Annotated in this window: 13 protein-coding genes; 6 read left to right on the top strand and 7 right to left on the bottom strand. The window is 44.0% G+C overall.

The window, feature by feature from the left end:
• Positions 1–68: 68 nt before the first annotated feature.
• The 3 genes from NAF17_RS15110 (at position 69) to NAF17_RS15120 (ending at position 2,399) form a co-directional block, all read left to right on the top strand.
• Positions 69–371: a four-helix bundle copper-binding protein gene (locus NAF17_RS15110; RefSeq protein WP_252758841.1), complete on the top strand. Its 303-nt coding sequence runs from the start codon at positions 69–71 to the stop codon at positions 369–371.
• Positions 368–970, top strand: a complete 603-nt coding sequence (locus NAF17_RS15115; protein WP_252758842.1) for a flavodoxin family protein — start codon at positions 368–370, stop codon at positions 968–970. The genes NAF17_RS15110 and NAF17_RS15115 overlap by 4 nt, the downstream gene beginning before the upstream one ends.
• Before the next feature lie 241 nt (positions 971–1,211).
• Complete coding sequence (locus tag NAF17_RS15120; protein ID WP_252758843.1) at positions 1,212–2,399, top strand: class I SAM-dependent rRNA methyltransferase; 1,188 nt, start codon at positions 1,212–1,214, stop codon at positions 2,397–2,399.
• 117 nt (positions 2,400–2,516) lie between these two features.
• On the opposite strand, the gene NAF17_RS15125 is transcribed toward NAF17_RS15120, so the two are convergent.
• Together NAF17_RS15125 and NAF17_RS15130 are read right to left on the bottom strand one after the other, a co-directional pair.
• Complete coding sequence (locus NAF17_RS15125) at positions 2,517–2,993, bottom strand: Lrp/AsnC ligand binding domain-containing protein (RefSeq protein WP_252758844.1); 477 nt, start codon at positions 2,991–2,993, stop codon at positions 2,517–2,519.
• A 729-nt stretch (positions 2,994–3,722) separates the two neighbouring features.
• Entirely contained in the window at positions 3,723–4,310 is a 588-nt protein-coding gene (locus NAF17_RS15130) for a porin family protein (protein ID WP_252758845.1), read from the bottom strand.
• Positions 4,311–4,434: 124 nt separating this feature from the next.
• Between NAF17_RS15130 and NAF17_RS15135 the strand changes: the two genes are divergently transcribed.
• From NAF17_RS15135 to NAF17_RS15145, 3 genes are all read left to right on the top strand, one after another.
• A complete protein-coding gene (locus NAF17_RS15135) occupies positions 4,435–4,650 on the top strand; it encodes a hypothetical protein (protein ID WP_252758846.1) in 216 nt (71 codons plus the stop codon).
• 78 nt (positions 4,651–4,728) lie between these two features.
• The gene (locus tag NAF17_RS15140) at positions 4,729–6,444 is read left to right on the top strand and encodes a S41 family peptidase (protein ID WP_252758847.1); all 1,716 of its coding nucleotides are present in this window, start codon (positions 4,729–4,731) and stop codon (positions 6,442–6,444) included.
• Positions 6,445–6,641: 197 nt separating this feature from the next.
• Positions 6,642–7,178 carry a hypothetical protein gene (locus NAF17_RS15145; protein WP_252758848.1) on the top strand — a complete coding sequence of 179 codons (537 nt, stop codon included), beginning with the start codon at positions 6,642–6,644 and terminating at the stop codon, positions 7,176–7,178.
• A 64-nt stretch (positions 7,179–7,242) separates the two neighbouring features.
• On the opposite strand, the gene NAF17_RS15150 is transcribed toward NAF17_RS15145, so the two are convergent.
• From NAF17_RS15150 to NAF17_RS15170, 5 genes are all read right to left on the bottom strand, one after another.
• Positions 7,243–7,551 carry a hypothetical protein gene (locus NAF17_RS15150; RefSeq protein ID WP_252758849.1) on the bottom strand — a complete coding sequence of 103 codons (309 nt, stop codon included), beginning with the start codon at positions 7,549–7,551 and terminating at the stop codon, positions 7,243–7,245.
• A 15-nt stretch (positions 7,552–7,566) separates the two neighbouring features.
• On the bottom strand, positions 7,567–7,761 hold the full coding sequence (locus NAF17_RS15155; RefSeq protein WP_252758850.1) for a hypothetical protein: 195 nt from the start codon (positions 7,759–7,761) through the stop codon (positions 7,567–7,569).
• Between the two features lie 215 nt (positions 7,762–7,976).
• Positions 7,977–9,662 carry a sodium:solute symporter family transporter gene (locus NAF17_RS15160; RefSeq protein ID WP_252758851.1) on the bottom strand — a complete coding sequence of 562 codons (1,686 nt, stop codon included), beginning with the start codon at positions 9,660–9,662 and terminating at the stop codon, positions 7,977–7,979.
• A 48-nt stretch (positions 9,663–9,710) separates the two neighbouring features.
• Positions 9,711–11,039 carry a xylose isomerase gene (xylA, locus tag NAF17_RS15165; RefSeq protein WP_252758852.1) on the bottom strand — a complete coding sequence of 443 codons (1,329 nt, stop codon included), beginning with the start codon at positions 11,037–11,039 and terminating at the stop codon, positions 9,711–9,713.
• Positions 11,040–11,054: 15 nt separating this feature from the next.
• On the bottom strand, positions 11,055–12,578 hold the full coding sequence (locus tag NAF17_RS15170) for a xylulokinase (RefSeq protein ID WP_252758853.1): 1,524 nt from the start codon (positions 12,576–12,578) through the stop codon (positions 11,055–11,057).
• Positions 12,579–12,625: the final 47 nt, after the last annotated feature.

Here is a 12,625-nt window from a genome sequence, read left to right on the forward strand (position 1 = left end):
TTTAAATTATTCAAACAATTTCAACTTAAATACATTAATTATTAAGTTGAACTTAATAGTTGAAGTGTATGAATGATCAGGAATGGGGAATAATACTAAGATTGTGGAGTTGCGTAAGGGCTTGTAAGGAATGTATTAAAGCTTGCCTTAACGAAAGGGATAATGTACAATTTAAGTATTGCATAAAGTTGTTTAAGGATAATATTGATGTTTGTGTGCAAAGCGACAGGCTGCTACAACGCGGATCAGAAATAGCTTACCAGTTTTTGGCGCTGTGTGAGAATGTTTGCCTTAAATGTGAAAAAGTTTGCCTGGCCTGCGCCTATATCTGCCATGATTACCACGAACCGTTGCAACTGAAATACGTATGAAAGCCCTGATATTAAACTGTACGCTTAAACCATCGCCCGCGGCATCTAACACCGAAGCCCTGGCAAAGGAGTTTGTTGCCGAGCTGGATCGGCTTGGCGTAAAAACCAGTATGATTCGTGTGGCAGATCACAATATCATCACGGGCATAAAATCTGATCTGGGCGAGGAGGATGCCTGGCCTGCTATATTAAAAGAATTGCTCGCATCAGAGATACTCATCATAGCCACCCCAACCTGGATGGGCACCATGAGCAGCGAAGCATTGAAAGTTTTAGAACGCATAAATGGCCTTTACCCCAAGCGCGACGCACAAAACCGCCCGGTTACTTTTAATAAGGTAGCAGGCTTTGTAGTAACGGGTGCCGAAGATGGAGCACGCCACGTGGTATCGGAAATTGCCGGTGCGCTAATGGATGTTGGCTTTACCATTGCGCCGCAATCATACACTTATTGGAATAATGGCCCCGGCCCCGGGGATAATTACCTGGAAAGCGATTACCGCAAAGATTGGTCGATAGAAACCGGTAAAGCCGCCGCGGCAAATGTGGTAGCCGTTGCCAAGGCCTTAAAAAACACACCCATTTCCGGTAGGGAGTAATGCTCAATATATTTTGGCTACAGCCGTCGTCTTTGTCTTTATATCTGTCCCATAAATGGAATGGATATAATTTAATCTATCTTAGATTTGTTTATTAGCACATTGCCGTTCGGCTTTAGCCAACGGCTAAATTAAACTGTTTAAAATGGCTTTAGCCCAAGCTTTAAGTAGGTTTAATATGAAGTTCCTACCCATCTCCGGCAACGAATAACATTGGCGCCGATATTATTACCTTTGCGGTATGATTGACGTTGTATTAAAGAAAGGAAAAGAGAAAGCCGTATTGCATAAGCACCCCTGGGTATTTTCGGGCGCGATAGAAAACGTAAAGGGCAAACCTGCCAATGGCGAAATTATCCGCCTGCTGGATAGCAAAAAAGATTTCATGGCCTACGGTTTTTACAACGATCAATCGCGCGTTGCCGTAAGGTTATTGGAGTGGGACGAGAGCGTTGCTGTTGATGACAACTGGTTTCGCGAAAAGGTACAGGTAGCTGTTGCCGGCCGTGCCCATATACTTGCTGATGGTACAACGGATACCTGTAGATTGATTTTTAGTGAATCTGACTATCTGCCCGGCCTTATCGTAGATAAATATGCCGACCATTTAGCTGTACAAGTGCTAACATCTGGCATGCAAAACGCCATGCCTGTTATTATAGATGAACTTAATGCCTTGCTAAAACCACAAAGTATATTCGATAAAAGTGATGCCACCTCCCGCTTGCACGAGGGATTGGAAACTACCAATATATTATTGGCTGGTAACCAGCCTCCCGAATTGGTGATGGTGAAAGAGAACGGCATCAGTTACGGCATCAATATCGCCGAAGGCCAAAAATCTGGCTTTTACTGCGATCAGCGTTATAACCGCCAGCTACTGGCAACCTACGCCAAAGGCAAAACAATGTTGGATTGCTTTAGCTACACAGGTGGTTTTACGCTAAACGCGTTTAAAAATGGTGCAATATCTGTAACCAGTGTGGATAGTTCGGCATTGGCATTGGAAACTTTAGAAGAAAACATCCGCCTGAATAAATTTGAGGGCACGGAGCATAACGCTATAAAATCTGACGTAAATGTGCAGTTGCGCAAATTTAGAGAAGAAGGTGCTAAGTTTGATATCATCGTGCTCGATCCGCCAAAATATGCGCCATCACGATCAGCTTTGGATAGGGCATCACGTGCTTATAAAGACCTGAACCGTATAGGTATGCAATTGCTAAACAGCGGCGGTTTGCTGGCTACCTTCTCCTGCTCGGGTGCTATGGATATGGAAACCTTTAAACAGGTACTGGCCTGGGCCGCATTAGATGCCGGTAAACAGGTGCAATTCATATACCAGTTTCACCAGCCGGAAGACCATCCTGTTAGGGCATCCTTCCCTGAAGGGGAATACCTGAAGGGGCTTTTGTGCAGGGTTTGGTAAAACCCACACCTCAACAACAAAGCAACCTTTAAGCCATGCAGTATGCATAGTTTAAAGGTTGCTTTGTTCCGCGCTATTAACGGCGGTTATACTATTGGCAGGAAACCTAAGTAAAATTTAATCCAAAGTTATTTGCCTTTTGATGCTTTCTTCAAGGGAAATAAATGTTTCGGTGCGTTGGATGCCTTTTACGCTTTGTATATTTTCGTTTAATACCTCGCGCAGGTGGTTGGTATCGTGGCAAACAATTTTTGCGAAGATGCTATAGCTGCCGGTAGTGTAATGCAGCTCTACAATTTCTGGCACTGCCTTCAGTTGTTTTACGGCATCATTATACTGCGATCCTTTTTCAAGGAATATACCCAGGAAAGCGGTTACATCATAACCCAGCTTTTGCGGGTTTACTTCCAGGCTGGCACCTTTAATTACACCCATCTCCTCCAGCTTTTTCATCCGCACGTGTATGGTTCCGCCCGAAACGATCAATTCTTTTGCGATTTCTGTGTAAGGTGTAGTCGCATTTTTCATCAATATTGATAAAATCTGAATATCCAGATTATCAATTTCTAAATTTTGAGGTTTCCTGTGAGGCATAATTTTAAATATCTATATTCAAATACAAGTATAATTATAATAAAAGTAAAAATAAAAATATTTTGTTGAAATATTTGCAAGAAACTAACAACTCTGTTAGATTTGTATACAGCAAATGACAATTGCTTTATTGTTCTTTAAAAACAAACATTGTTGGGTGGTGAAATTTTTGGCAGACACACCTCCTTGTCCCGGTGGCGGAGAATATGGGAAACCCGAAGCGGGCTAACCACTCTGTGAAGGTTCGACCCCTTCCCCAACAGCTATTAAAACCGAAAGGTTTAATTATCATCCTGTAGGATGGTGAAATTTTGGCAGACACACCTCCTTGTCGCGGTGGCGGAGATAATGGGAAACTCTTAGCAATAAGAATAACCACTCTTTGAAGGTTCGACCCCTTCTCCTACAGCTCTTCTCATAATTTAGGTTTATAATTGGTTAGTAAAGGCCCCTGCCCATCAGGGGCTTTACTTGTATAAGAGACTTTTTTTTCGGGCCGTAATTCTACAAATAAATGAACGTTAGTATGTCATTGCTAGCGATAGCCCAGCAATCTCAGCGTATCTGATTGTCCTTTAAAATCGCCACGTCACTACGTTCCTCGCAATAACACAGGGCCTTTTTCCTTCATTATTTATAATTCACATTCGGTGTTCAATATTCTTTTAAACAAAAGATCCCGGCTGTTCACCGGGATCTTAGCATTGTTTGAATTTATTAGATTGCTTGTTAAAAGAACTTGAAGCCTACGCTTAACGCCCAGATATTTTGGCGTTGGCCGTAGCTTTCGTTTATTTTGGTTAGGCCGCCCTCGTAGCGCAGGTCGGCAGTAATATGGCCTATGTCAACCCCGCCACCAACCTGGTAGCCCAGCGTGCTTTTTTTATAGTTGCCAAAATCGTTATAAGCACCGCTTACATTATCACTAAAGTTTTGGTTCTTATCCATCAAATAGCTGTAAACAGGTCCGGCCATTATCCTGAAATTCAGGTTTTCGCCGCCAAAACCTTTACCTAATAATAGCGGTACGTTAATGCTGGTAAAGGTTACCTTACCGTTTGAGGTTACGGTACCGCCGCTATTATTAAAATCGAATTTACCGCCACTGCTTGCTACATAAAGCTCGGGCTGCAGGTAAAGGCTCTTGCCAAAACGAGCAAATAAGCCTGCCTGGTAACCAGCCACGGTAGATTCGCCTACGTTATTGGTACTTATCTTGGAGAAATTGACGCCCGCCTTGGCGCCCAGCGAGAATTGTGCCTTGGCACTAATTGCCGCCATAAATAGTATGGCAACGCTTAAAAAACATTTTTTCATGATAGTAATTTATTTAGTTAATAAAAACGTTAGAGGCGCAAGCTTATTAAAAGTTTAACACTCTGCAACATATTAAACGCCTGTAGCAGGTATTTTTTATATTTTTGCTCAAATATATTATTATATGGCAGAGATAACGATAAGCAACAAGGATTGGGAACGTATAAAAATTAAGGTGCAGCGCAAGTATAACCACCTTACCGACGAGCAATTGCAGTACACCGAAGGCCAGGAAGATAACCTGATAACCCGCATTATGGACCTGGTAAACCGCGACCGTAAATACGTGGTGTTCACCCTTACCAAAGCATTGGTGAACATGGATACTAACCGCCTTTAAATTCAGTTTATTATTAAAAGCCGTTTGGCTTTTATATATTTATAGTTCAAGAGGTTAAGGAGCATGGAAAAAAGTGTGATGAGCAGACACAGGAAACCGGCATTATATATTGGCGGGCTTGCAATTGCTGTAAGTTTATGGAGCTTTCAGGACGATCTTTTCCAGATCTCTAAAAACCTGGATGTTTTTGCATCGGTATATAAAGAGGTTAACATTAATTATGTTGATGATATAAACTCGGCCAAGCTGGTTAAAACAGGTGTAGATGCTATGCTGGAGGGCCTTGATCCTTATACCGAGTTTGTGCCCGAATCTGAAATTGAAGATTACAAACTGCACTACGTTAGTACCCAATACGGCGGCATAGGTGCAAGCATTTTTTTGCGAGATAACAAAATATACATATCTGATGTGTTCGCCGGCTTCCCGGCCCAAAAGGCAGATGTTCGCCAAGGCGACCAAATGCTGAAGATAAATGATATTGAACTTGCCGGTAAAACTAACGACCAGGTAAGCCAGTTGCTTAAAGGATCTAAAGGCGCGGTTATTAAACTATTACTGAAACGCGATGCGGATGCCCCGGGTGTAAAAACTCTAACGCGCGACGAGATTAAGCAACCCAATGTAGTTTACACGGGTATGGTAGCCAATAATATGGGCTACATTAAGCTGAACAAGTTTTTAGAGAACTCGGCTCAGGAGGTTACCGATGCGCTTATCGCCCTTAAAAAGAATAACCCTAACGGAATCATTCTCGATTTGCGGTCAAACGGCGGCGGCATCCTGCAGGAAGCCGTTAAAATTGTTAACCTTTTTGTGCAAAAAGATGTGCAAGTGGTATCGCAACGCGGAAAAGTAAAAGAAAAGAATTTCACCTATAATACCGTATCAACGCCGTTAGAGCCGAATCTGCCGTTGGTTGTTTTGGTGAACAGTCGCTCTGCGTCAGCATCAGAAATTGTTGCCGGCGCCTTGCAGGACCTGGACAGGGCCATTATTATAGGCCAGCGCAGTTATGGCAAGGGCTTGGTGCAGCAAACCTTTAACTTGCCGTATAACAGTTTAGTTAAGGTGACGGTTGCTAAGTACTTTGTGCCATCGGGCCGTTGTGTGCAGGAATTGGATTATACCCACCGTAAGGATGATGGCAGCGTTATAAAAATGGCCGATTCGTCTATCCATGAGTTTAAAACCCGTAATGGCCGCTCGGTTTATGACGGCAGCGGAATTTACCCGGATATTTTTATTAAGCAGGACAGGTTTGCTAACATCACCCAAACGCTGGTAAGCAAGCTATTCGTTTTTGATTACGCTACAAAATACCGTAACACCCATCCCCAACCTATCGACCCAAAATCGTTTACATTGACCGATGAAGGGTACGCCGATTTTACTAAATACCTGGAAGGCAAAAATTACACCTATAACACTATATCTGAGAAAATGCTGAGCAGCCTAAAAACGGAAGCTACCAAAGAGAAGCAGTTTTCCGGGATACAGGCCGAGTACGATGCGCTTAAAGCTAAAATGACCACCAGCAAAAAGAATGACCTGCAATTGCATAAGGAAGAAATTAAGCAGGTGTTGGAGAACGAAATCGCATCGCGCTATGGTTACGAAAAAGGCCGCTACGAGGCTAACTTTAAATACGACAAGGAACTTGCCGAAGCCGTTAAAACCATGCAGGATAAAACCCAGCTGGCATCTATACTTAAAGGCGTAGGCGACTACAAAACAATTGGCAAGCCGGTATTTGCAATGGCCGGTAAAAAAGAAGATAACGATAACGATTAAAATAGAATCAGGAGTCAAGATCAGATAATATTAAATAGCATTTTCAATTCTGAAGGGCTTTATTTATTGTCTTTATTCTTGTATCTTAACTCTAGGCTCCCGCGTTTCTACTGTAACATCCCTGCTGTAACAGTTGTTTAATTAAACTATAGTTAATAATATCTGTCATACCTGCATAAAAACATAAAAACAACACTATGAAAAAGACAATCATCACCGCAGCGATATTTTTAAGCTGCGTAGTATACCAATCTGCCAGTGCGCAAATTAGTTTAAGCCTTAACATTGGTAGCCAACCAGAGTGGGGCCCTGTAGGTTACAACCATGCAGATTATTACTACATGCCCGATATTGCTACCTACTACGATGTGCCTGCCCACCAATACGTTTACCTGGAAAATAACAGATGGGTACGCAGGGTAAGCTTACCATCAAGGTACAGCAACTATAATTTGTACAACGGCTATAAAGTAGTTGTAAATGAACGTAACCCATGGACCCGTGACAATGTATATCGTATTAAATACGCTAACTACAAAGGCCGCAGCGGCCAAACCATCATCCGCGATAGCCGAGATGTTAAATACCGTAACCATTGGGGTAGTAATAACAACAACCGCCCTATACGTGTTGAAGAACGCGAAAAGGGTGTTAAATACAAAGGTAATAATGGCAACCACGGCAATAACGAAAAGCATGGTGACAAAGGTAAAGACCATGGCAAAGACCACTAATAATAGCCGATACCAAAAACAAGAAAGCCCTGCAAAATGGACTTTCTTGTTAAAATTCATTACTTTATTTGTCAAGTATCCCGGTAACCAACGCCTTCCATTGCGGGCCGTAAAGCCCGTTTCTTGCCAATAGTGCTATAATGGTGTTGCGTGCCGTTTCATACAGGCCGGTATCCTTGTTGTTTGGTGTTTCGTTACGGCCATAAGCGGCAGCGCTAACGTGATTTAGGTAGGGCTTTACAATAAAGGTATTTGTACCGTTATGGCTGAAGAAATGGGCTATAGATTTTTCGGGGTGCCTTGGTTTTGCTATTGGCCTTATGGCCATGGTTAGGTATTCGCTTTCAGCAGCTACGTTATCAACCTCTTCCATGGTTTTAATCCGCACTCACTCCTTACCGTCACCTGCTAAAGACCTTGGTGAGGACAGCGGCAGGTTGATGTAAAACAGATCGCCCTTCCCCGCCATTTTGTAGATCTCTGCTCCCTGTGCCTCAGCGATCGCGAACTTTGCCGGGTGCGGGCCGGTAAATGTATGCCATTGCGAGATATCCTTCAGCCCGTCTTTGGCCAAAAGTAACAAATTGTGGTCTTCCTCAACATTAGCGCAATCAACAAAATGTATAAAGTAGTTGTGTTCGCCTTCTGTTTATGGTGGGATGTTGTCGGCTGCGTAGTGCATTTTATACTGGGATACATAACTACAACCTAATAATTTATCAGGTTTTTTTTAAAAATAGGGCACAAAAAAAAGCGGACTTATTAAGGCCGCTTTTAATATTTAATACAGTTTATATCCTACCAGAAGAATGAATACAACGCCACAATAATACCACCCACAATTAATGCACCGGCAGTGAACGCGCGCGATGGTTTAAACATTGAAGCATCAATTTCCAGCCCATTGGGTTTAACGCCTTTAGCCAGGTCAATTTTTGAAATTATCCACATGCCCAAAACGCACAGCAGGAATACAAAACCCATCCTGTCTATAAACGGGATCTCGTAAACACCTTTATCATTTAGTTTTGAGAAACCGAATTGGTTAAGCCACTCCAGGTTGGCAAAGCGTGGTAAAAACTTAAATAACACCGAGAAGCAGAAACCACCGATGGTTGCAAACAATGCACCGTTTGAAGTAGCTTTCTTCCAAAAGAAGCCTAAGATGAACATGGCAAAGATGCCCGGCGATACAAAGCCTGTGTATTCCTGAATGTATTGGAAGCCCTGCTTGCCCTCGCCCATTAATTGCTCGCCAATTAATAAAGACATGATTACACCAAGCGCCATGGCCACCACTACCGACCATTTACCAAGCTTAACCAGGCTTTTTTCGGTAGCCTCGGGGTTAATTGCTTTTTTGTAAATATCCAGGGTAAATATGGTTGCAATACTGTTTGCCTTGCCTGCAAGCGATGCCACAATAGCTGCTGTAAGCGCTGCGAACGACAATCCCTTTAAATAGGTTGGCAACAGGTTTAAAAGAGATGGATAAGCCTTGTTAGGGTCCATAATGCCTTTAGAGCTCATCATCTCCTGGTGGAACATTCCTTTTTGGTAAAGCAGGTAAGCCGCTATACCCGGCAATACCACAATTACAGGCATCAATAATTTTAAGAATGCCGCGAAAAGAAGGCCTGCACGGGCAGTTTTCAGATCGGCACCTAAAGCGCGTTGGGTAATGTATTGGTTACAGCCCCAGTAGTTAAGGTTCACGATGATCATACCACCAATTAGTACAGACAGACCCGGCATGTCCATGTAGTTAGCATTGTCCTTTTTAAATATCATGTGGAAGTGGTCTGCAGCTTCGGTACGCATAATGGTAAGGCCGTTCCATAAACCGGTAGTGCCAGATTTTTCGCTGATGAGGTTTAAAGCCAAGTAAGTAGCAACCAAACCACCCAATATTAGCACAAATACCTGTATAACATCAGTATAACCAATAACCTTCATGCCACCCAATGTGATGAAAACGGCAAATATGGCCAGCAGGGTGATACATACCGTAATGTCAATTCCCGAGATTCCGCTAATTGCCAAAGCTCCCAGGTAAAGGATAGACATCAGGTTTACCACAATGTACAATAACAGCCAAAATATAGCCATAACCATAGCTACCGTGCCGTTATACCGCTGGTTCAAAAACTGCGGCATCGTGAAGATCTTATTCTTCAGATATATAGGGATGAAGAACACCGCTACGATAATCAAAGTCGCGGCTGCCATCCACTCGTAAGTGGAGATAGCCAAGCCCATTTTAAAGGCCGAACCGCTGGTGCCGATGAATTGCTCGGCAGAGATATTTGATGCGATAAGCGATGCCCCAATGGCCCACCAGGTAAGCGACCCCTCGGCTAAAAAGTAATCTTTAGAGGTCGCGTCGGCATTATGTTTACGCTTGTATATCCAATACCCGTATAAGGATACAATGATAAAATAGATAAAAAACACGACATAATCGCCGTTTGATAAGGTATTCATTTAAGGACTTGGGTTAAAAATGGTTTATAATAGGGAATTTAATATTAGTTATATATATCGGTTAATCAAATTCTCCAGGTATTCTTGTTTGCCGCTGCTTACAGCCGGCTCGCCGTTTTCGCCGGCGTATTTGCGCAGGTCCTCTAAAGACAGTTTACCCGCTTCAAAGTCTTTACCTGCACCGCTGTCGAAAGAGGCGTAACGGTCGGCGCGGATCTTTTTATAATCGGATTTTTGGAGGATTTTATCCGCGGCTACCAATGCCCTCGCAAAAACATCCATACCGCCAACGTGCGCGTAGAACAAGTCTGCCGGGTCTGTAGAGTTACGGCGGATCTTGGCATCGAAGTTTATCCCGCCACCTGCAAAGCCACCGGCTTGCAGAATGATGAGCATGTATTCGGTAACCTCGGCCACATCGTTCGGGAACTGGTCGGTATCCCAGCCATTTTGCTCGTCGCCACGGTTAGCGTCAATTGAACCTAACAAGCCGCTATCTGCCGCAACTTGTAATTCATGCTGAAAGGTGTGGCCGGCTAATGTAGCGTGGTTAACTTCCAGGTTCAGTTTAAAATCGCCCAGCAGATCATACTTCTGCAAAAAGCCCAAAACGGTAGCTGCGTCATAATCGTACTGATGCTTGGTTGGCTCGCAGGGTTTTGGTTCGATGAAAAAAGTGCCTTTGAAGCCCTGTTTGCGGGCGTAGTCTTTTGCCGTATGTAGGAATTTTGCAAGATGTTCCTGCTCGCGTTTCATGTCGGTGTTCAGTAAGGTCATATAACCTTCGCGTCCACCCCAAAAAACGTAGTTCTCGCCACCTAAGGCAATAGTAGCGTCTATAGCCGCCTTAACCTGCGCCCCCGCATGTGCCAGCGCATGAAAATCGGGATTGGTAGATGCCCCGTTCATGTAGCGCGAATGGCTGAATACGTTGGCCGTGCCCCAAAGTAGTTTTACACCGCTGGCGTCCTGCTTTTGTTTTGCGTAATCAACCATGGTTTGCAGGCGTCGGTCGTTCTCGTTCAGGTCATTGGTATAATCCACAACATCTACATCGTGAAAGCAATAGTAAGGCAAATTCATTTTAGTGATAAACTCAAAAGCGGCGTCCATTTTATCTTTAGCGCGCTCAATGGCATCAGCCTTTGCATCCCATGGAAAAATATGCGTAGCGCCACCAAACGGATCGGCACCGGTGCCGTTAAACGAGTGCCAGTAGGCGCATGCAAAGCGCAGGTGGTCCTTCATGGTTTTACCGGCCACTATCTTATCTGCATCGTACCAGCGGAAAGCCAACGGGTTATCCGATTGTTGCCCTTCGTATTTAACCTGGCCTATGCCTTTAAAAAACTCTTTTTCTCCTGTTACAATTCCCATGGTATATTTATTAAGTTATTGATTATCCAGTCCTTTCTTTTGCTTCTTGATGTCTTGGCTCTCTTCCAAATGCTTTTCAAGGATGGTTTTCCAATCCCGGTAAATAGCTTCGAATGTTTCGGTATCTGTAGGTTCAACATATCCTACGCGTTCGGCCTTGCTAAAAGCCTCCGCTAGCGACGGGTAGATTTCTGCCCCAATGCCGGCGCCTAAGGCAGCACCAAGGCTGCCATCGTTGTTATAAAGCTCTACAGGCACACCAGTTGCATTTACAAATGTTTGGGTGAACAGGTCGCTCAGGAACATATTTGTTTTACCGGCACGGATCACGGTTGGGTTCATGCCATTTTCGCGCATAATATCTAACCCGTATCTAAAGGCGCATGCTATACCCTCTTGCGCCGCCCTGAATATGTGGGCAGGTGTATGCAAATTCAGATCGATGTTATGCAGGTGAGCGCCAATTTGTTTGTTGTTTAGCATCCGCTCGACGCCGTTACCAAAAGGTAAAATACGCAGCCCGTTGCTTCCAGCGGGCGCTTTTGATGCCTCGGCGTTCATTTGTTCATAAGTAAGCGATGCACCAAACGTGTTTTTTATCCAGCGGTACAAACTGCCCGTGCCATTGATGCAAAGCAATACGCCAAGGCGTATACGCTCATTAGTATAGTTAACATGCGCGAAGGTATTTACGCGCGATTGCGGGTCGTAAGTTAAATGATCGCTTACACCATATATAACACCCGAGGTGCCTGCCGTTGCAGCCACCTCGCCGGGTTTAAGTACATTTAAGGATAAGGCGTTGTTGGGCTGGTCGCCGGCTTTATAAGTAACCGGGATGCCTGTTGTTAAGCCTAAAACAGATGCAACATCGGCCGTTACCCGGCCATGGGCAGAAAATACCGGCTTAATCGTTGGGAACAGCTTATCGCTAAAACCGAAATAATCTATAATGTCTTTAGACAGGCCGTTGAACTGGAAGTCGAAAAAGATGCCCTCTGATAAAGCGGAGGCCGAAGTGGTGATCTCGCCCGTTAGTTTCATGGCGATGTAATCACCCGGGAGCATGATCTTGTCTATCTGATCATATATCTCCGGTTCGTTTTGTTTTACCCAGGCCAGTTTTGATGCGGTAAAATTTCCCGGCGAGTTTAGCATATGCGATAAACAGGTTTCGTTGCCGATGTCATTAAATGCTTTATCGCCTATTTTTACGGCCCGGCTATCGCACCAAATGATGCTGTTTCGAAGCGAATTTTGGTGTTTATCTACCAAAACAAGGCCGTGCATCTGGTAGGCGATGCCAATTGCAGAAATATTTTTTGCCTCGAAACCACCTTTTTTTACGCACAATGTCAGCGCTTGTTGCGTTTGCTGCCACCACATATCCGGCGATTGCTCTGCCCAGCCGGTTTGTAGCGAAATAATGGGCGATTCCGTATCCGGGTATTGCGCGGATGCGATAATGCTTTGGTTTTCAGCATCAACAACGCATACTTTTACCGACGAGGTGCCTATATCGATGCCTAATAGCAACATGTTTTTATTCTTTAAGGGGTTACGAGAGCCGTTAATAATTGGTATGA

The organism is Mucilaginibacter aurantiaciroseus, assembly GCF_024055595.1.
GTDB lineage: Bacteria > Bacteroidota > Bacteroidia > Sphingobacteriales > Sphingobacteriaceae > Mucilaginibacter > Mucilaginibacter aurantiaciroseus.

Excerpts from the sequence above, each read along its gene's own strand:
- NAF17_RS15110 (WP_252758841.1), top strand. The coding sequence starts at position 69 with ATGAATGATCAGGAATGGGGAATAATACTAAGATTGTGGAGTTGCGTA.
- NAF17_RS15115 (WP_252758842.1), top strand. The coding sequence starts at position 368 with ATGAAAGCCCTGATATTAAACTGTACGCTTAAACCATCGCCCGCGGCA.
- NAF17_RS15120 (WP_252758843.1), top strand. The coding sequence starts at position 1,212 with ATGATTGACGTTGTATTAAAGAAAGGAAAAGAGAAAGCCGTATTGCAT.
- NAF17_RS15125 (WP_252758844.1), bottom strand. The coding sequence starts at position 2,993 with ATGCCTCACAGGAAACCTCAAAATTTAGAAATTGATAATCTGGATATT.
- NAF17_RS15130 (WP_252758845.1), bottom strand. The coding sequence starts at position 4,310 with ATGAAAAAATGTTTTTTAAGCGTTGCCATACTATTTATGGCGGCAATT.
- NAF17_RS15135 (WP_252758846.1), top strand. The coding sequence starts at position 4,435 with ATGGCAGAGATAACGATAAGCAACAAGGATTGGGAACGTATAAAAATT.
- NAF17_RS15140 (WP_252758847.1), top strand. The coding sequence starts at position 4,729 with ATGAGCAGACACAGGAAACCGGCATTATATATTGGCGGGCTTGCAATT.
- NAF17_RS15145 (WP_252758848.1), top strand. The coding sequence starts at position 6,642 with ATGAAAAAGACAATCATCACCGCAGCGATATTTTTAAGCTGCGTAGTA.
- NAF17_RS15150 (WP_252758849.1), bottom strand. The coding sequence starts at position 7,551 with ATGGAAGAGGTTGATAACGTAGCTGCTGAAAGCGAATACCTAACCATG.
- NAF17_RS15160 (WP_252758851.1), bottom strand. The coding sequence starts at position 9,662 with ATGAATACCTTATCAAACGGCGATTATGTCGTGTTTTTTATCTATTTT.
- xylA (WP_252758852.1), bottom strand. The coding sequence starts at position 11,039 with ATGGGAATTGTAACAGGAGAAAAAGAGTTTTTTAAAGGCATAGGCCAG.
- NAF17_RS15170 (WP_252758853.1), bottom strand. The coding sequence starts at position 12,578 with ATGTTGCTATTAGGCATCGATATAGGCACCTCGTCGGTAAAAGTATGC.